Genomic DNA, 18848 nt, shown 5'->3' with positions numbered 1-18848 from the left:
TGCCATGCGGACCAGGATAAGCCGACGCAAGCCGCGCCCAAGCTTACCTCGCAAAGCGCATGAGTCGGCGTCGCGCACGCCAAGAGCCGATTGCGGATCAACTTGGATGCGTGAGGCAGTTGGCCGGCTCTATGGAAATCCTGAATGCAAACTGCGCAAGTTGCGCGACAGTGAAGAAACCCTTAGCCCGGCGCTGATGATCACGGTTTCCTCGTCGATCTGGTCCAAAATCCCGATGTTGGATTGTAAATGATCGATTTAGTCAAACCTCGGTTAGTCATCACCGGCGGGATTACCGTCCCACTGCGCCACACTACCTTCCGACGCATCTAGTTAGCGAGCCTGCTCTCCAATCTTGGCGCCTTAATACGGAGCGTTGGCGCGGCCTGGGCTATGATGCAGATGACATCGTCGGCTGACAAGGTCGCATTGGTTCAGACCGCGCTGATGTTGCCGGTCATGCTGGTCTCCATTCCTGCGGGTGCCGTCGCCGACATGTACGATCGACGAATCGTAACGCTGATCTCCCTCGGTATCGCGCTCGCGGGCGCGACTGCGCTGGCCATGCTCGCCTGGCTGGGTCTAGTCACGCCGGACTCGTTATTGGCCCTGTGCTTCGTAGTCGGCTTGGGCGCGGCGATGATGGATCCGGCCTGGCAATCCTCGGTCGGCGAGCAGGTATCCTCGGAAACACTTCCCGCGGCTGTGGCACTGAACAGCATCAGCTACAATATCGCACGTAGCGTGGGCCCGGCGGTCGGCGGCCTTGTCGTCGCGACCGCGGGCGCAGTGGCTGCGTTCGCGCTCAACGCGTTGCTCTATATGCCTCTAATGCTTGCTCTGTTTCTGTGGAAGCGCGTTTCCGAGCCTCCGCGTCTGCCCCCCGAAAAGCTGAACCGCGCCATCGTTTCTGGCGTACGCTACATTGCCAATTCACCCTCGATTAAGATCGTTCTAACTCGCTCGATGGTAACCGGCGTGATCGGTGGCGCGATCATTGCCCTAATGCCTCTAGTTGCGCGTGATGTCCTGCATGGCGATGCCCAGACCTATGGTATCCTGCTCAGCGCATTTGGAGTCGGTGCGGTCATTGGTGCATTGTATGTCGGAGAAGTCCGCAACCGCATGAGTGGTGAGGCGGCGATCCGCGCCTGCGCGCTTTCCATGGCGGGGGCCATTGCCGCAGTGGCACTCAGCGGTGAGCTCGTGTTGACCGCGGCCGCGCTTGTTCTCGCGGGGGCCGTATGGATGATGACATGGGCGCTGTTTAACATCGGCGTGCAGCTATCGGCGCCCCGGTGGGTCGCGGGGCGCTCGCTGGCAGCCTATCAAGCGGCGAGCTCGGGCGGGATTGCCATCGGCAGTTGGGCCTGGGGCCACATGACCGATGCCGCCGGAGTTGAAACCGCACTCCTGGTTTCAGCCGCTCTGATGCTGGTCTCGCCCCTTTTAGGTCTCTGGCTGCCTGTTCCGCGCATCCGTTCGGGGGGCGACGAGGCGGAGGTGTTGGCAGATCCCGAGGTTCGGCTGCCGCTGACCAAACGCAGCGGGCCATTGATCGTCGAAATTGAGTATCGGGTTGCGCAGGAAAATGCGCGGGCCTTTCACAATGTGATGCAGGACGTACAGCTGTTTCGCCAGCGCAACGGCGCCTACGGCTGGTCGATCGCGCGCAACATCGCCGATCCGGAATTCTAGACCGAGCGCTATCACTGTCCTACGTGGCTCGATTATTTGCGTCAGCGCAACCGCTCAACGCGAGCCGAGCGCGCGACGGAACAGCAGGCCATTGCTTTTCACCTCGGCCCTGAGCGCGTGCGCGTGCGCCGCATGCTAGAGCGCCCTTTCGGATCGGTACGCTGGAAGGAAGATGTACCCGATCAAGCGGCAAGGGAAGTTCTGCCCTGCAACTCTAAGCACGGCGGCAGCCACTAACCACTCTTTAGGAACGAAGAAACCTTGCGTTCTCAATTGGAATTAAACGCGCATCCGGCTCGCCTCAGAATTGAAGATCGCGCTCGCAGGAGCAAGTTTCGAGAAGATTCGCTCAGCTGCGGGATTTGGGTACAAGTTCTTCAGATTGCGCAAACGCGTAGACTCCTCCAAAAAAGGGGCCACTCCGAAGAGTGGCCCGCCAAGTCAGGGAGAAAACGTCCCGTAGGGGACCTCTGGGATCAGGCCGCAGCCTGTTCGATCGGTGAGAAGGGAAGGCCAAGACTCTCGGCGACAGCCTTATAGGTTAGCCGGCCCCGATAGACATTCAGGCCTGCGCGCAGATGGGGATTTTCGAGCACGGCTGCAAATCCTTTATTGGCGAGAGCCAAACCAAAAGGCAGCGTGGCGTTGTTTAGTGCTTGGCTTGAGGTGAGCGGGACAGCTCCCGGCATGTTTGCGACGCAATAGTGGATAACGCCATCCACTTCGTAGGTTGGATCAGCGTGCGTCGTCGCCCGCGATGTCTCGAAACAGCCGCCCTGATCGATGGCTACGTCCACGATCACGGAGCCTTTGCGCATCGAGCTCAACATGCCGCGGCTGACAAGTTTCGGCGCGCTCGCGCCGGGAACGAGAACGGCGCCAATTACAACGTCCGCCGCAAATACCTCTTCTTCAACGGAGTCTATCGTCGAGAATCTGGTACGAATTCGCCCTTCGAACAGCTCATCCAACTCGCGAAGCTTGGGAATCGAACGGTCGAGGATCGTGACCTCAGCGCCCAAGCCTGCGGCCATCCGGGCAGCGTGAGTGCCGACAACGCCTCCTCCGATCACCACGATGCGAGCGGGTGGCACGCCTGGCACGCCACCAATCAGTAGTCCCCGTCCACCAGCGTACCGCTTCAGCGCCGCACCTGCTGCTTCGATCGCAAGTCTTCCCGCAACCTCGCTCATCGGGGCAAGCAGCGGAAGTCCACCGTGCGCGTCGGTCACGGTTTCATAGGCGATTGCGGTGCAACTCGATTTGATGAGGCCCTTAGCCTGCTCGGGATCCGGAGCCAGATGCAGATAGGTGAAGAGAATCTGGTTCTCTCGCAGTTGAGTCCATTCAGATGGCTGTGGTTCCTTGACCTTCACAATCATTTCGCTCGACGCGAACACCTCGCGAGCAGAGGCCGCGATCGTCGCACCGGCTTTGCGGTAATTGTCATCTGTCGCGCCAATCCCAACACCGGCGTTGTTCTCGACCAAAACGCTATGGCCAGCGGCCACGTATTCGCGGACGGCACCGGGCGTCAGGCCCACGCGGTATTCGTGCGTCTTGATTTCCTTGGGAACACCGACCTTCATTTGCAATCTCCGTGGTGAGCGGCTCTTTGTAATTGGAAGAACGGTATAAACCTGCAACTCGGAAGGCCAATGAGCGCAGTAATCCGGCGAACTTCTGCGCTCGCTCGCAGGATTTCGAACAGACGACCAGACATAGCCGAGTTGGCAAACGATGATACCACAGAGGGACGGCGGGAAACTCGACCGACCCGATACGGCCCGAACACTACTGATCCAGACTCGCCATCAAGATTGATCTACGCCGGAATAGATCGACTTCTTCGTTGTTTGGCCCCATTCGCAGCGATGCTCGATCCGATAATGCTGGTGGCGCTTACGAGGGAGGCCCACGGGGGCATCAACGATGGATCGGGTTTTTCAAAAGTTCGCTGAGCGATTGACCGAAAGCAGGCATCGAGCAGAAGGCGTTGACTGAAATGAACGTGCAGCTCCATCACGTCGTCACCGATATTACTGGTGTGACCGGGCTGCGGATCATCCGCGCGATCCTTGCCGGCGAGCGCAATCCGGCAGTGCTGGCGCGCATGCGGGATCGGCGTTGCCACGCCAGTGTCGAGACGATCGAGAAAGCGCTCGCCGGTAACTACCGCGTTGAGCACCTGTTTGCCCTCGAACAGGCACTCGCCCTCTACGACACGTACCAGCAGAAGGCATTTGCCTGCGACGCTCGGATCGAGGTCTTGTTGAAAGAGCTCAGCGTCCCTCATGGTCGCGAAGGAGGTCAATTGCCAGCAGCACGTCAGAATAGATCCCATCAACAAAATGCGATGCTCTTTGATGTCCGCGCAGCGCTCTTAGCGCTACTCGGCAAGGACGTTACCCAGATCGACGGTCTCGGCCCCTACCTCGCGCTTAAGCTTATCGCTGAGTGCGGCGACGACCTCTCCGCTTGGCCGAGCGCAAAACACTTTACGTCTTGGCTCTGCTTGGCCCCGAGCAACAAGATCTCCGGTGGCAAAGTTCTCTCGGCGCGCACACGCCGCTCGGGGAATCGAGCCGCGGCGCTTCTGCGGCTTGCTGCGGCAACCGTGGGACGAATCGATACAGCGCTAGGCGCCTTCTACAGACGGCTCTCAGCGCGCATCGGCAAGGCCAAGGCAGTGACCGCCACGGCGCGCAAGATCGCAGTGCTGTTCTACAACGCGGTGCAACACGGGATGCACTATGTAGATCCGGGCGCGTCCTCCTACGAGACCCGATACCGTGCGCGGGTGATTGCCAATCTGCATCGGCGAGCCAAGGCCTTCGGCTTTGTACTCCAGCCCATAGACCCACCCCCCAGCATCGCCGTTTCTTAGGAAAGCATGGTGGCTGGCGAACGCGATCGGCCCGACGTGGCGCGGCGGCGAGTCCAGTGGGCAAAGTATTAAGGTCGCGTTGAAGCTGAGCGGCTGGTCTTCATCGAACCCGACCGACATGGCCCCTTTGTGGGGATGGGCTCCGCGCTGGCCCAGACTCCCCACCAAGGTTCCCCACGGCCGCTGGAAGACCATGACCTTCCTGGCCGCATTGCGCCGTGATCGGATCGATGCGCCGTGGTTCATCGAGGGACCGATCGACGGCGAGAGCTTTCGGACCTATGTGGCGAAGGTCCTTCCTGCCAACACTTCGTCCCGGCGACGGTGCAAGAAGAATCTTTCGAAGAACGCGGAGCGTGGTCGGGTGCTGACATGTGTCCGGCCTTTTGCTGCGGCTGTCACATGCCGCAGGCCCGTATGGGAGTTCGCGGAACGGGTCCAATTCAACTTTGCGTGCTCGAGGCGCGTATCCATGATCTGGTTTTCCCGATTCCTGTCTCGTAACCGTTGCGCCATACTCTCCGGTTGACCTTCTCACACTCTCACGGTCCCTGCCGCGGAACTACTTCGCCGCAGCCGGAGCCCGATAGGTTCCGCCTCTCGCCATCAATGGGCGACGATCACCAGCAAGGCGGCTTGCGGGTAAGCATGCGCGCAAGCCAAGGATCCGCTGTCGAGCCTTTGCGCATTGCCCAGCGCACGGCCGCGCTCGCGCCGATGATCAGCAGTCGTCGCAGGGTTCGTTCGCCCATACGTGACGTCTCGCCGAGCTTCTGCTTGCCTCCGGTTGAGCGCTGCAGCGGGTAAGCCCCAGCCATGCCGCAAAGTCGCGTCCCCTCTTGAAGGCCAGGGGTGTCGGCGCCAGGGCAACGAGCGCCGTAGCCGTGATCGGCCCAATTCCTGGGATCGTCATTAGCCGCTTCGCTTCGGCATCCTCCTTGGCGCGCCGGGCGAGCTCTCGGTCGAGCAGCGCCACCTTCTCGTTCAGCGATCGCAACTGCTCGACGAGCAGCCGTAGGACCGGTCTAGGTGTTTAGTCCCAGGCTTTGATGGTGCATTCTTATCGCACGATTCGAAGGATGCGCTATGGGACAAGTTTTACACGGCTGCGCCACCACGACGGAGGCAGTCCGTCGAGCAATACAAAATAGTCAAGAGAGCCTGAGGGCGCTCGCCAAGCGCTACGGGATCAACCAGAAGACTGTCGCGAAGTGGAAGGAGCGCGAGACTGTCGCCGATATCCCGACAGGCCCCAGGGACGCTAAGTCGACTGTGCTTTCCATCGAGGAGGAGGCGATCATCGTCGCTTTCCGGCGGCATACGCTATTGCCGCTCGACGATTGCCTCTATGCGCTCCAACCGACCATCCCGCATCTGACGCGATCATCCCTGCATCGCTGTCTCCAGCGCCACGGCATCAGCCGATTGCCGGAGGTCGAAGGCAGCAAGCCTCCGAAGAAAAAGTTCAAGGCTTACCCGATCGGCTACTTCCACATCGACATTGCTGAGCTTCAGACCGCTGAAGGCAAGCTCTACCTCTACGTCGCCATCGATCGCACGAGCAAGTTCGCCTTCGTGCAACTAGTCAGGAAGACGGGAAGGACCTCTGCCTCGGCCTTCCTCGAAGCTCTGATCGCGGCTGTCCCCTACAAGATCCACACGATTCTCACCGACAATGGGATCCAGTTCACCTTCCCGCCGCGCTACGCGGACGGCCCGACGGCACGATACGTGACACATATGTTCGATTTGCACTGCCAAGAGAATGGCATCGAACATCGGCTGACCAAGATCAAGCATCCCTGGACCAATGGCCAGGTCGAGCGCATGAACCGCACGATCAAGGAAGCCACCGTCCCACGCTACCATTACGATCGACACGATCAGCTCGAAGCTCACCTCGCCGACTTCATCAACGCCTACAATTACGCTCGACGGCTGAAGACCCGGAAGGGCCTCACGCCTTACGAATACATCTGCAAATGCTGGACTTCCCAGCCGGAACGATTCAAACTTAATCCGCTCCAGCAAATGCCGGGACTAAACACCTAGGGCCAACTCAGGAATGTCTGTGTCATGGCCGATGATCGCGGAAACGAGTTTGGTAACATGGGAGGGACCTTGCGCCGCCACCACCCCAAATTCGGTCAGATGGCCGCGGAGCGCATTGATGGTTTGGGTGCGCTGACGCACCAGGAGGTCGCGGGCGCGAAACACAATGGCCGCGGCCCGTTGCTCCTCGTTCTTCACCGCCACGAAACGCATCGTCGGCCGCTGGGCGGCTTCGCAGATTGCTTCCGCATCGGCGGCATCATTCTTCTGCCGCTTTAGTGGAGTCGAGGAGAGGCGCGGCGGCACAGTTACCTTTCCTCTCCCCGCTCATCAAACCGGACAGGCAGTTTTCCCGCATCCGGCTTCCCGACTGGTTTCCTCACAAGGCACACGTCGGCGACCTCCTACGCACGCGGTTCAGTACAAGCACGCCAGTGTCCCCACAGAACTCGTGAGAGAATTGTCTGACGCCTCGTCCTGGCGCTTTGTGTCGTCTGCGTAGAAACGCGAGCACGCGGTCATAGACGTGTCGGTCAACGGCTTGGTGAGCCGAGGCAAGTGAACCATAGCTGAAGTAAGCCGCCCAACCACCTAGGAGGCGATTGAGGCTTGCTCGAACTTGCGGCCATGCGCCCATGTTGCCCGGCACCAGCAGGTCGCTGATTTTCCTCTTGATCCGCTGCACGCTTTTCTTGGACGGCGCGGCTCCTAAATACCACCGCCCCCCGTTCGGGAATCGACGAGGTCCGAGGCTGTAGCCCAGGAAGTCGAAGCTCTCGCGCCGGGCGTCTTTCACCGACGTTTTCTCCTCGTTGAGTGTCAACCCGAGTTTCGTCATCACCACCTCTGTCCATGCCAAAGCCTCTTCCGCATGCCCGCGGCTGAGGATGACAAAGTCATCGGCATATGAGATGACGTGTGCGCGGTATGCCTCGCACCGTCCGCTGAGACGCCAGTGCTTCAGGAACCGGTTCATGTAGATCACGGAGAGCAACGGACTGAGAACACCGCCCTGAGGGGTGCCACTCGTGCTGCTCTTGCCGCCACTCATGCGCCGGCCTCCTTTGCTATCCCGCTCTTCAACCGGTGTCTTCAGCCACAGCTTGATCAGCCATAACACAGTCCGGTCGACGATGCGTCGGGTCACCGATTTGAGGAGGTCCGAATGCGGAATCGTGTCGAAGTACTTCGACAGGTCAGCATCAACAACGTCCGTGTAGCCCCGGCATAAAAGCCGGTGCACTTCCCTGACGGCATCGACCGCGCTGCGTCGCGGCCGATAAAGTCCGCTTCGAAGATTGGTTCCAACACGAGCTTGGCGGCAGCCTGAATCACGCGACACCGAACGGTGGGTATGCCGAGCGCACGCTCGCCTCCCCCCGGCTTTGCGATCATCGCCCGCCGCACCGGATCGGGTCGGTACGTCCTCGAAACGAGATCTTCGCGCAGTCCCGCCAACCATGCTTCCATACCTGACGCTTCAATCTGCTCGAAAGTCACCCCGTCCACGCCCGGAGCTCCCGCGTTCGCGCGAGACAGCTCGTAGGCGTGGCGCAGCATGTCCTCTCGGCAGATCTTGTCGTAAAGCAAATAGAAGCGGAAGTCAGGCTCCGCCTTCGCCTTGCAATAGAGCTTTCTCTGAAGGTTCCTGATCTTTTCAGGTGTTGGTGAGGCTCATCGCCAATCACCCTGTCCTGACCATCTTCAAAAGCACACCACAAGTCAGGGTCCTTTCCTCCGCCGGCATCCGGCATCAACGGTCTTACGTCCCTGTCCGACTCCCGCCCGGTCCATCGACTTACTCGATGTCGAAGGTGCGACCTCCGACCGAGGCGGGTCTCCCCCGATTACCCGTATTACCTTTCCAACGTGCCATGCCCATTACCCCGGTGGACCAGACAGGTGCATGTGTCGATTGCTTCCCTGTCGGCGCGGCCTTCCCCGCCATACGATCGGGTCGGCGTCCACATCGTAACTTTCGAGGCGTGCTCAGGCTTCACTCACGTTACGCCCCGCTGGATTGCTCGGCCGCCCAAAGCGACCTTTGTCACGAGGCTTCGATCCGTCCGATTGCTCGTCCAGACCCGTCAGCTACCAGATCAATCAACAACTCTCTGGGTGGATCCTTCCTCCACGTCGGGGCGCACCGAAAGGCTTTACATAGTCTGGCGCAATGAGTCGCACCGCATGCCCCAGTCTCCCGATTTCGCGCCCCCAGTAGTGGCTGCTGGCGCAGGCCTCCATGGCGACCGTGCAAGTCGGCTGCGCGGCAAGACATTTAAGGACCTGATCCCGGCGCAGCTTCTTGCGGAAAAGCACGGTTCCTGATCCATCCGCGCCGTGCATCTGGAACACATTCTTCGCGATATCCAACCCGATTATGCCATCTTCCGACATGGACGCCTCCGTTCAAGTGATGGTCGACACCACTTTGGCACAGCGATGCCGTGAGGGGGCGTCCACCCCATCAATCTCGGCAGCCACAGAAGCAAAGCCGTGCGCCAGCTCATTCGCTCCGCCGGAGCCAAGCTGTTCTTCCTCCCAAAATACTCACCCGACCTGAACCCGATCGAACAGGTCTGTGCCAAGCTCAAACATCTGCTCCGAAAGGCTGCCGCACGAACCGTCGATGCGGTCTGCGCCGCTATCGGCAAGCTCCTTGACGCCTTCACACCCGAAGAATGCGCGAACTATCTCAAAAACTCAGGTTATCGAAGCTAATTTCATCATGCTTTAGCCGGGTAAGCGGATTATCGCGGCGAGACTCTTGAGGTTTGATCTTGCCCGCAAGTGTTGTCCAGTCTTGAGTTCGTTGGTGGATTTGCCCAATTCGACGGCGATAGCGACGGGAGCTGGTGCGGAGCCATCGGCATAGCGCAGCGCCAGATCGTCGCGGGTTGCAGGTGAACGCGGACTCCGATGGTGTCTTCCATCCGAGCTGGGAGTGAGGTCACGCATCCTTGTAGTCGGCCCGCCACGCTCAATCATGGCCCGGGCCTGGGTCAACGAGGTAAACAGCGCCGCGTTCAGCAATCAAGGACGCCAACGGGTGGACAGCTTGGTGGCGATGCTGGATGGCGACGGGCTGACGCTACCAGCCAATGCCCGCATGGCGCTGACTGCGCTTGTCGCAGATCGAAGCAGTCGAGCAGGAGCTCGCCGAGCTCGAGAGGGCGCATCCGATGACGAAGTTGCTCCTTCATCCGCGGCATTGGCCCGATCACGGCCACAGCGCTCGCCGCGACTGTGCCGGACCCGTCCATGTTCCGCTCTGGGCGAGAGTTCCCGGCCTCGCTTGCGCCTAAGCAGAATTCCACCAGAAGGGAAGGATCGGCTCGGCCGGATAACAAAACAGGGCGATTCCTATCTCAAACACTTGCTTATCATCGAAGCATGTAGCGTCGTTCGGTACCCAAAGGCACGCTCGCGGATCGGAGGCGGCTGGATCGAAGCTCTGCTTGAACGGCGTCGCCCCAGGGTCGTCGCTATCGCCGTTGTCAACAAGTTGGCTCGGATCATCTGGGCAATGATGACGACTGGAGAATTCTATCGGCCTAAGCTCGCGGCCTGAGCCGCCGCGTCTCCTACCCATCTTATTGTGTAAGGGCAAATGACTGGAAACCTTGGCGGAGTTGGGGATCGAGAAAGCCCGAAGAGCTTTAAGCGCAACCCGGGCCTATGTCGAAGGAGGAAATGTGGCTTTCTCGAGGAGACCGAGGCCGCCGCGCCGCGCGATCTAGATGTCCATCTCGTTATGGACAACTGCGCTACCCACAAGGCCTCACTAATCCGCAACTTGCTCGCCGAACGGCGGCGCTAGCATGTCCATCTCACGCCGACCAGCTCGTCCTGGCTCAATCAGGTCGAGCGCTTCTTCGCGCATCACCGACAAGAAGATCCGCCGCGGTATTTATCGTAGCGTCCAGGCTTGCGCGCAGACATGTTATGGACTTCATCAGTCATCACAATGCAGATCCAAGCCATTTCAATGGACCAAATCCGCCGACGATATCCTCCCTTTCATTGAACACTTCTGCCGATACATGCTCAAGCCCAGCCCCCCCAAATGTCGCGAATTTCTGGTCCAGGACCGAGATCCGGAAGCGGCAATGTCAGGACATACCGCCACGCCAAAAACCGGATGCGGCTTACTCCTTGGACACTCGTTCACCGCTTACACCCGCCTGCGTGAACCGATTGAGCGGCCGGTTAAGACCGAGGTTATCTCTTAGAGTTGGTCCGGAGTATCTGAATCTGAATTTTCCTCGTCGGCGTAGTTCGGGAACAACAAGCTCAACAAAATCCTTAAATCCGCCAGGAAACGTTGCCGGCAGCACATTGAATCCGTCAGCCGCATGTTGATCAAATGAATCCACCATAGCGTTTGCGATCTCCTCCGGTGTTCCAACAACCATCAGATGGCCTTTGCTGTCCGATATCAATCGGATCAGTTGTCTCCAGGTGAGTTTCTGGCGTACGGCCAAGCCGACGAGCAGCTTCTGACGGCTCTGGATCGAATTCGTCTGAGGCAAAGTCTCGGGGACCAATGAGTCGAGATTGATTGAACGCAGGTCGGTGACAGCCCCCAGCCAAAGATCAGCCGCCCCAATTAAAACGTCGATATGCGTATACGATTGTAGCTTTTGAAGTTTCTCAGACGCTTCTTGCTTTGTCCTCCCGACGATCGGGACAATGCCCGGCATGACTAGCACCTGATCGTCCTGCCGTCCAAGTGCGCGCGCTTTCTCTTTGAGTGTTGCGTAATATCGTTTACCGTTCTCTAAAAAAGGTTCAGCGGTGAACACGACCTCGCCAACTTCTGCAGCGAACGCTACACCGGCATCGGATGAGCCAGCCTGAACCAAAACGGGATAGCCTTGCAGCGGCCTCGCGACGTTCAGTGGGCCTCTGACCGAAAAGTAGATCCCTTCGTGGTTAAGTATATGCAGCTTCGTGATATCAGCGTAAATACCACTTTGTTTGTCGCGAATGAACGCGTCATCCTTCCACGTGTCCCACAAACCCTTGACGACTTCTACGAATTCTCTCGCACGAGCGTAGCGCGTGTCATGATCAAGATGCTCCTTTTCGCCGAAATTTTGTGCTTCGAGATTAAATGCCGAGGTGACAATGTTCCAAGCGGCACGTCCCCGCGATAGGTGGTCGAGCGATGCGAACATGCGAGCAAGATGATACGGGTGATAGTACGTCGTCGTTGCTGTCGCGACAAGGCCGATGTCCTGTGTTCTTGATGAAAGCGCCGACAACAGCGTAATTGGTTCGAACCCATCGTTTCGGCTTACACGAGCTATGGCTGCGTGATCATCTGTTACGCTTTGGTGATCTGCGAGAAATACGAAGTGAAACGCAGCACCTTCGGCAAGTGCTGCTAGGTGAGCATAGTGGTCGATATCAACTGCGCCATTCGTTGGAACGCTCGGGTCGCGCCATGCACCTTCGTGATATCCCGCGCGACTTAGGAACAGACCGAGCTTCATCTCATCATTGCGCCGCATATTGCATCTCCATTCTAACTGGGCCATCCTCACAACTGCGTCCAGCTGGTAGATCGTGTTCGCGGGCACCAGAGAACAGCGGGTCAGTTTTCGCAGCCACGCGAAATCTAGACGAGGCTTCCTACAAAGTCGTTTCACCCTCCTTTGAGATTCGTGCTGAGGAGGGGCTCCGAGAGAAGCGCGCAAATCATGCATCTCGCCTTCTGGCGAATATCCCTGCGAAACACTGTCGAAGGCAGGTATCTCGTACCAAGAACCGTAGAACGGCATTAATCTTGCGAAATCCTCTGTTCGCCTGCTCTTTTAAGCCAACTCTCTGTGAAGGGCGCCAATGCGGCCAACTACCTATGGTTCATCGTTATCAACGAGAAGTAGGTTAAGCCTAGTAGGCACTCGACCTTGTCGACGAGTTGGCTCCCTGAAGTTTTGCTTGTATCGCGGTCGGCGAGAAAGCACAGGGAGCTCATTAGGTGCTTTCACGAGAAAGCAGCGGCCACGTTTAACGCAGACCCAAGCGCGTAGGATTTCTGGCGTAGGATCTCTGTACGCGGCGCGCCAGAGCGTCGATCAAGGCCATTGCCGCCAAAATTGTTGTTGATGTCATTGCATGCCGTCCTCTTTGCAGGTGGCCCGCGCCTGCTGCTGGCCCGCGGTATACCCGACGCTCATTTCTCGAAAGGAGACATGCTTCTCTTATGTCGATCAATTACTAGCGTTGGTAGTTGACAGGGCGCAAATTGTTTCGTCCCGCTATAGATAACTCGGAACCCGCGGCTCGAGCCTGCAGCCGCCGGCCGCGACGTAGTCCTTCACCGTGTTGCGGCTGATCCCGAGCTCCCGGGCAATCCGTTTGCTACCACACCCGACCTTTTTGAGCCTGAGTATTTCCGAAGTCTGGTCCGGCCGCCGACGTGATCCGCCAGGCGGTGGCACCTGAGAGCATCATTGTCAGCCGCCGCACAGTTTAGCAGCGCGGTGCAGGCTACCGGCAGGAGCTTGCGACGGAAACGCGCGCACTGTGCGGTTCGAGACAGCACCTGACGAGCGACTGCAAATCGATTTTGGCGAAAGACTGCTTGAGATCGGCGGCGATAAGTTTTCCGTCTACCTGATCGCCGCTACGCTGGGGTACTCGCGCAAGCATCGCGCTGAGCTTTTCGCAACGAACCGTCGCGTCGTCGTCCCTGAGCATTTTGCGGGCTTGACTGACTTAAGATCGATCGTGCTGGCGAGCTCGCGTTATCTCTGTTGCGGCGCAGTCGCCGGCGCAGCTGCGGGCGCTCGCGAGTACGAGGCACTCGTCGAACGAGGCTTCTGATGCGGGCCGCTATTCCCGACCCACTTGAGCGATATACTGATCCGCCTGCAGCTGACCGCCGTCCGCTATCAAGTTGGAGGGGTTGTTGGAAGAGCTCGATGTTTATATTGTCATGAATAACTAAGCCACCCACAAACCCTGGCTCGCCCGCCCGCGTCACTATCACGTACACTTTCGCCGACTTCGGCGTGATAAATCAAACAGGTCGCTGGTTCGCCGAACTCACCAGAAAACAGATCCAGCGAGGTTCTGTTTGCGTAAACCAGACCTCCTGGCGGGTGCTGCAACGGGTGCGCGATGGTGCCGCCACGCGTTCTAGCCTGGCGACTGGTCAGGCCGGCGCTAGCGGAGGAAGTCCGGAAGCTATTTCGAACATCTAAGGGAGCTTTCATGCCCCATAACGCGTCGAAAGTGAAGCCGAAACCGTTGTTCTACGGCGCGCCGGTTGGCATCTTGCAGCTCGAGCGTCCTAAGGACCCATTCAATCGTCCATTCATCCCGGGCAGCGTCGGTAATGCTAGCACATGGAGTGTTCCTGTCAGGTACAAGACGGTGTCTGGCCTCAGTTTCGAACGAGTCCTTGCCGGGGATTTTGCGCCTGCCGTGGTACAGGCAGCCTTAGAACTCGCTGCCGAGGGCGCCCAACTAATCACCTCCAACTGCGGATTCATGATTCGCTACCAAGACGTGGTTCGCGATGCCACCGACATACCCGTGCTCCTATCCAGCCTATCGCTCGGACCGTTTCTTGAACGAGCGCTGCCGCGAGATAAGGCGCTCGGCATCATTACAGCCAGTTCGTCTTTGATGACCCCGAATTTATTGAAAACAGCCGGGCTGCAAACGAATTCCGAGCGTGTGGTCATCCGCGGGCTCGAGGGCGCTCCCTCATTCGCCGCCGCTTTTCTTACCGCAACCGGCAATCTAGACGTCAGCGCGGTTGAGACCGAGATTGTCAATGCGGCACAGGATTTACTCAATGAGCGGCAGGAGATTGGAATATTGCTCCTCGAGTGCTCGGAATTCCCACCTTACGCCGCGGCGGTTCAGCGCGCAACGGGCATTCCGGTGTTTGACTTCACCTCGATGGTCGAGTTCTTCGTTCGTGGGTTGGTACGAAGAACGTTCAATGGACTCGGCTAGCTGCACGGGACCGCAAATCGCCGGCACATCGAGACCGCACCGCGCATGCAGGAAGCGGTCCAACAAGTATTTCAGTTCGCCGTCGAGGTGGGCGCGCTAAAGTGTTTAGTCCCAAGCTTTGATGGTGCATTCTTGTCGCACGATTCGAATGATGCGATATGGCACAAGTTTTACACGGCTGCGCCATCGCGACGGAGGCAGCCCGTCGAGCAATACAAAATAGTCAAGAGAGCCTGAGGGCCCTCGCCAAGCGCTACGGGATCAACCAGAAGACTGTCGCGAATTGGATGCAGCGCGAGAGGTCGCCGATCGCTCTACAGGCTCCAAGGACGGCAAGCCTACTGTCCTTTCTATAGAGAAGGAGGCAATCATCGTCGCTTTCCAACGATATACGCTGCTGCTCTCGACGATTGCCTCTATGCACTGCAGCCGTGCCTCCTGCATCTGACGCGGTCATCGGTGCCTCCAGCGCCATGGAATCAGCCGGTTGCGAAGGTCGAAGGTAGCGAGCCTTCGAAGAAGGAGCTTCAAGGCTTTCCGATCGGCTATTTCGTCGTCCGTGAAGAATTCCCAAGCCATTGATTTGGAATCGGGAAACGGCATTTTGGCGTAACTGGATTTGCCGGAAAGTGGGCCTTTGGAGCGGGATTCCTTGCAAACTTGCTTTGTGATTCACTCGCCTTGAACGGCGTTGGCGAGGGGATTCGATGCGGCCACGGGAACGGAGCGAGACGGGAGAACAGGATCTTTTCCGCTCGCGGCTCGATCAGATCATCGACATGAAGCATCCGCTGGTGACGCTGGGCCGCACGGTGGATTGGGGCTTTCTGGAAGGGCGGTTCGGCGAGGTTTACGACGATGATCCCGGCCGGCCGCCGCTGCCGACGCGCTTGATGGCAGGGCTGGCGATCCTCAAGCACACTTACGACCTGTCCGACGAGGTGCTCTGCGAGCGGTGGGTCGAGAACCCCTATTACCAATACTTCTGCGGCGAGGAGTTCTTCCAGCCCCGGCTGGTGTTCGATCGCTCGTCGCTGACGCGCTGGCGCAACCGGATGGGCGAGGAACGGCTGGCGGCGCTGATCCAAGAGAGCCTGTCGGTTGTTACCAGGACCAAGGCGATCAAGCCGTCCGAGCTGTCGCGAGTGATCGTCGATACCACGGTTCAGCCCAAAAACGTGACGTTCCCCACCGATGCGAAGCTTCTGAACCGGGCGCGCGAGAAGCTGGTGCGGCTGGCGCAGCGCCATGGGGTGGCTTTGCGCCAGTCCTATGCTCGCGTGGCCAAAAGCGCGGCGAGGATGGCGGGCCGTTACGCCATGCCAAACAGATGGGGTGGATGCCAGCCTTCTCCGACGGCATCGCAATGTGCCAAGTTTGTGGTGAGACAGCCCGGTAAGGAAAGGCAGAATCCATGAAAGAAGTTACCATCGTCGGAGTCGATCTGGCAAAGAACGTTTTTCAACTGCATGGGGCGGCGGCCGATGGATCTGTCGTGTTTCGGAGAAAGCTGACGCGTCTGCAGTTTCGTAAAGTTCATGGCGGGTCACCCCACCTGTGTCGTGGCGATGGAGGCTTGCGGCAGCTCCCATTACTGGGCTCGCGAGATGATTCGGCTCGGTCACCAGCCGAAATTGATTGCGCCTGGCTATGTCAAAGCCTTCATCAAGCGGCAGAAGAATGACGCCGCGGATGCAGAGGCGATCGTCGAAGCGGCGCTACGTCCGACCATGCGCTTTGTCGCGCCGAAGACCGAGGGACAGCAGTCCCGCGCCATCGTCTTTCGCACCGGGAACAGTTGGTCAATCAGCGCACCGAAGTGGTCAACGTATTGCGCGCATACTTGTATGAATTCGGCTATATTGCTCCGCAAGGCATTGGCCACCTGCGCAGTCTGATCGAGGTCATCGAGAACGAGAACACGGAGCTGCCGGATCTGGTTCGCGAGATCTGCCGTGGTTTGCTGGACCAAATTGCTCAGATGACAGGCCGCCTCGAGGCACTGAAGAAGACGATCGACGCGCTATCCAGGGAGGGGGAAACATCGCGGCGCTTGCAGACTATGCCCGGTGTCGGTCCTATCGCCGCCCTTGCCGTCGAGACCTTTGCGCCACCGATGGAGAGCTTCAAGTGCGGTCGAGATTTCGCCGCCTGGCTCGGGCTGGTCCCAATGCAGAAGTCGACAGGAGGCAACCAACGGTTAGGGAAGACCTCGAAGATGGGCCAACGCGACATTCGACGATTATTCATCCTCGGTGCCATGGCTGTCGTGCAATGGGCCTCCCGAAAGGGCCCGCGCGAAGGCTCCTGGCTTGCTCGCATGATATCGAGGAAGCCGCGTATGCTGGTAGCAGTTGCGTTGGCCAACAAAATGGCACGTGCTGTCTGGGCCATGCTGACGAAACAGGAGGACTACCGGAATCCGGCGATGGTGTAGGTATGATCATTTATCAATACACCTAAAGCCGGTACGTCGGAGATGTGAGGAAGGCAAGAACCGCATGGGCAAATGATCGATCAGATCGGGGTCAGGAAAACCAGGGCTTGAACGGGAGCCTCACGAGCTCGTCAAACAGATTAGGGCCTGATCCGCGCATCACCATACCGGCCCGCGGCATGTGAATGGCCGCACCCTAAAGGCCTGACACAAGTCCGCCTCGATCACACGCCAAGAAGTTCGAAGTTTCCCTTGCAAAACGGCTGGCATCCACACAAGTTCAACCGGCATCAGCGACAGCTGCGTATCCTGCGCAGCCGGCTGGGCCGGATCATCCGCGACATCCGCCGCAAGACCGAGGGCCTGCCCGCACTGGAGGAGGCATTCGCTCTCCCACTCGGCCGGGCCACGCAGATCCGCTCGCAGCGGCAGCGCCAGCGCGGCTTCAAGCTTTATTCCTTCCATGCTCCGGAGGTGGAGTGCATTGGCAAGGGCAAGGCCAGCGCGCCTTACGAATTCGGGGTGAAGGCCTCCATCGTCACCAACAATCGCCGGGCTCCTGGTGGCCTGTTCGTGCTGCACGCCAGGTCGTTGCCCGACAATCCATACGACGGTCACACCTTGCGGGACGTCCTTGACCGCACCGAGACACTCACCGGCTGTGCGGTCGAACGGGCTTATGTCGACAAGGGCTACCGCGGCCACGACGCGCAAAATCCCCGCCGCGTCTTCATCTCCGGCCAGAAGCGTGGCGTCTTCGGCGCCATCAAGCGCGAGCTGCGCCGCCGCTCCGCCATTGAGCCCATCATCGGACACCTCAAAACGAAGGACACCTCGGCCGGTGCTACCTCAAAGGCCGCGCCGGGGACGCCGCTAACGTCGTCCTCTCGGCCGCCGGCCACAACTTGTATGGGGTGTCTCTTGTCAAGAGTTTTAGCGATTCTTCTCCTTGTACCGAGGGTGCAGTTGTGTGCGTCAAGTTCGGTAAATTGATCGTGGGGTCCGGCGAAGCCATCCCCTCGGAGCCGCCGTCGCTCGCTTGCTCCAGGCGCAGCACTGGCGAGCGACGCGGCGGAGAGGGGTGGCCCATCCCCTTGGTGGGCCTAAGCATGGTCCGGCGGCAGGGCGTAACGTCCCCATCTTGCGCTCTTTCAGCAGGTCCATGTTCAGATAGCGATAGGCTTCGAGCAGGATGGCATGGCAACAGAGAGACATTCCGAGGGAGCTTGCAATATCCAGCGGGCATCGCGCCGCGTACTTGTATGCGGTCGAACGCAGTGTTCGACCATGATGCAGCAATGCGCATCTCAAGCGAAGCTCGGGCAGCGGGCCCATTCTTCCGCGAGGTCATATGGACCAAGTTGTGGCGCGGGTCACCGCCACCTCGGAGTATCAGGGCTCGGCGGTTGCTTCGCCAAGCCCCAATTGAGGTGTCGCGTCGCGCGTTCATGCTACCGGGCGGGCGTAACTTGATCCCTAAAGGTATTTCGCCTGTCGTCGTCAAGCGCCAGAACGCAATGAGCAATTTACGCGCGAGCGCCACGATCATGGTCTTGCGCGTACCGCCGCGCGCGTCGGCCACGCGAGTATGGAACCATTGCCAGCGCGTGCAAGGCCCTTCTCCCGTCTTCGCCTGTCGCTCTCATCGGGAGCGCCCGTGAGGCCCGCGTAACGCGCGACCGCTCTGCGATCTCTCAATTGCCGGGAGAGGATCATGCACGAGCATGTCCGCTGTTTCGATTCCAACGCCAATGATCCGCGCCAGCAATTTGACCATCGCGTGCGCTCCGCTCTCGG

Annotated in this window: 7 protein-coding genes and 14 pseudogenes; 13 read left to right on the top strand and 8 right to left on the bottom strand. The window is 59.1% G+C overall.

Annotation, left to right across the window (positions count from 1 at the left end; translation table 11 throughout):
• Positions 1 to 106 precede the first annotated feature (106 nt).
• Positions 107 to 253 (top strand): hypothetical protein, encoded by a 147-nt coding sequence (locus tag KUF59_RS07010; RefSeq protein ID WP_258768996.1) that lies wholly within the window; start codon positions 107 to 109, stop codon positions 251 to 253.
• Positions 250 to 1935, top strand: a pseudogene (locus tag KUF59_RS07005) (MFS transporter). The gene KUF59_RS07010 and the pseudogene KUF59_RS07005 overlap by 4 nt, the downstream one beginning before the upstream one ends.
• Before the next feature lie 239 nt (positions 1936 to 2174).
• On the opposite strand, the gene ald reads toward KUF59_RS07005, so the two are convergent.
• Positions 2175 to 3287: an alanine dehydrogenase gene (gene ald / locus KUF59_RS07000; RefSeq protein WP_258768994.1), complete on the bottom strand. Its 1113-nt coding sequence runs from the start codon at positions 3285 to 3287 to the stop codon at positions 2175 to 2177.
• 398 nt (positions 3288 to 3685) lie between these two features.
• Here ald and KUF59_RS06995 point away from each other — a divergent pair.
• Together KUF59_RS06995 and KUF59_RS06990 are read left to right on the top strand one after the other, a co-directional pair.
• Positions 3686 to 4585, top strand: a pseudogene (locus KUF59_RS06995) (transposase); the annotation flags it as partial.
• Positions 4586 to 4908: pseudogene (locus KUF59_RS06990) on the top strand (transposase); the annotation flags it as partial.
• 297 nt (positions 4909 to 5205) lie between these two features.
• Here the strand turns inward: KUF59_RS06990 and KUF59_RS44275 are convergent.
• Positions 5206 to 5498: pseudogene (locus tag KUF59_RS44275) on the bottom strand (transposase).
• A 173-nt stretch (positions 5499 to 5671) separates the two neighbouring features.
• On the opposite strand from KUF59_RS44275, the gene KUF59_RS06980 reads away from it, so the two are divergent.
• Positions 5672 to 6637, top strand: coding sequence for an IS481 family transposase (locus tag KUF59_RS06980; protein WP_258768993.1), 966 nt, complete (start codon positions 5672 to 5674; stop codon positions 6635 to 6637).
• On the opposite strand, the pseudogene KUF59_RS06975 reads toward KUF59_RS06980, so the two are convergent.
• From KUF59_RS06975 to KUF59_RS06965, 3 genes and pseudogenes are all read right to left on the bottom strand, one after another.
• A pseudogene (locus tag KUF59_RS06975) lies at positions 6638 to 6943 on the bottom strand (IS110 family transposase); the annotation flags it as partial.
• 73 nt (positions 6944 to 7016) lie between these two features.
• On the bottom strand, positions 7017 to 7979 hold the full coding sequence (locus KUF59_RS06970; protein WP_258768992.1) for a reverse transcriptase domain-containing protein: 963 nt from the start codon (positions 7977 to 7979) through the stop codon (positions 7017 to 7019).
• An 806-nt stretch (positions 7980 to 8785) separates the two neighbouring features.
• Positions 8786 to 9034: pseudogene (locus KUF59_RS06965) on the bottom strand (IS110 family transposase); the annotation flags it as partial.
• Between the two features lie 72 nt (positions 9035 to 9106).
• Between KUF59_RS06965 and KUF59_RS06960 the strand changes: the two are divergent.
• A pseudogene (locus tag KUF59_RS06960) lies at positions 9107 to 9358 on the top strand (transposase); the annotation flags it as partial.
• A 75-nt stretch (positions 9359 to 9433) separates the two neighbouring features.
• Here the strand turns inward: KUF59_RS06960 and KUF59_RS06955 are convergent.
• A pseudogene (locus KUF59_RS06955) lies at positions 9434 to 9670 on the bottom strand (integrase core domain-containing protein); the annotation flags it as partial.
• A 1-nt stretch (position 9671) separates the two neighbouring features.
• Between KUF59_RS06955 and KUF59_RS44510 the strand changes: the two are divergent.
• A pseudogene (locus KUF59_RS44510) lies at positions 9672 to 10208 on the top strand (transposase); the annotation flags it as partial.
• A gap of 577 nt (positions 10209 to 10785) precedes the next feature.
• Here KUF59_RS44510 and KUF59_RS06945 read toward each other — a convergent pair.
• Together KUF59_RS06945 and KUF59_RS06940 are read right to left on the bottom strand one after the other, a co-directional pair.
• A complete protein-coding gene (locus tag KUF59_RS06945) occupies positions 10786 to 12153 on the bottom strand; it encodes an LLM class flavin-dependent oxidoreductase (RefSeq protein ID WP_258768990.1) in 1368 nt (455 codons plus the stop codon).
• Between the two features lie 792 nt (positions 12154 to 12945).
• A pseudogene (locus KUF59_RS06940) lies at positions 12946 to 13086 on the bottom strand (LuxR C-terminal-related transcriptional regulator); the annotation flags it as partial.
• An 85-nt stretch (positions 13087 to 13171) separates the two neighbouring features.
• Here KUF59_RS06940 and KUF59_RS06935 point away from each other — a divergent pair.
• From KUF59_RS06935 to KUF59_RS06910, 6 genes and pseudogenes are all read left to right on the top strand, one after another.
• The gene (locus tag KUF59_RS06935; RefSeq protein WP_258768987.1) at positions 13172 to 13471 is read left to right on the top strand and encodes a hypothetical protein; all 300 of its coding nucleotides are present in this window, start codon (positions 13172 to 13174) and stop codon (positions 13469 to 13471) included.
• A gap of 390 nt (positions 13472 to 13861) precedes the next feature.
• Positions 13862 to 14614, top strand: coding sequence for an aspartate/glutamate racemase family protein (locus KUF59_RS06930; protein ID WP_258768986.1), 753 nt, complete (start codon positions 13862 to 13864; stop codon positions 14612 to 14614).
• 158 nt (positions 14615 to 14772) lie between these two features.
• Positions 14773 to 15166 (top strand): annotated as a pseudogene (locus KUF59_RS06925) (transposase family protein); the annotation flags it as partial.
• Between the two features lie 155 nt (positions 15167 to 15321).
• Positions 15322 to 15933: pseudogene (locus KUF59_RS06920) on the top strand (transposase); the annotation flags it as partial.
• A gap of 95 nt (positions 15934 to 16028) precedes the next feature.
• A pseudogene (locus KUF59_RS06915) lies at positions 16029 to 17051 on the top strand (IS110 family RNA-guided transposase).
• A gap of 267 nt (positions 17052 to 17318) precedes the next feature.
• Positions 17319 to 17956, top strand: a pseudogene (locus tag KUF59_RS06910) (transposase family protein); the annotation flags it as partial.
• Between the last annotated feature and the right edge of the window lie 892 nt (positions 17957 to 18848).

Source organism: Bradyrhizobium arachidis (genome assembly GCF_024758505.1).
In the GTDB taxonomy this organism is placed as follows: domain Bacteria; phylum Pseudomonadota; class Alphaproteobacteria; order Rhizobiales; family Xanthobacteraceae; genus Bradyrhizobium; species Bradyrhizobium manausense_C.
This window is presented reverse-complemented; position numbering and strand designations above follow the sequence as displayed.

Coding starts and splice junctions, on each gene's coding strand:
- KUF59_RS07010 (WP_258768996.1), top strand. CDS start 107: ATGCGTGAGGCAGTTGGCCGGCTCTATGGAAATCCTGAATGCAAACTG.
- ald (WP_258768994.1), bottom strand. CDS start 3,287: ATGAAGGTCGGTGTTCCCAAGGAAATCAAGACGCACGAATACCGCGTG.
- KUF59_RS06980 (WP_258768993.1), top strand. CDS start 5,672: ATGGGACAAGTTTTACACGGCTGCGCCACCACGACGGAGGCAGTCCGT.
- KUF59_RS06945 (WP_258768990.1), bottom strand. CDS start 12,153: ATGCGGCGCAATGATGAGATGAAGCTCGGTCTGTTCCTAAGTCGCGCG.
- KUF59_RS06930 (WP_258768986.1), top strand. CDS start 13,862: ATGCCCCATAACGCGTCGAAAGTGAAGCCGAAACCGTTGTTCTACGGC.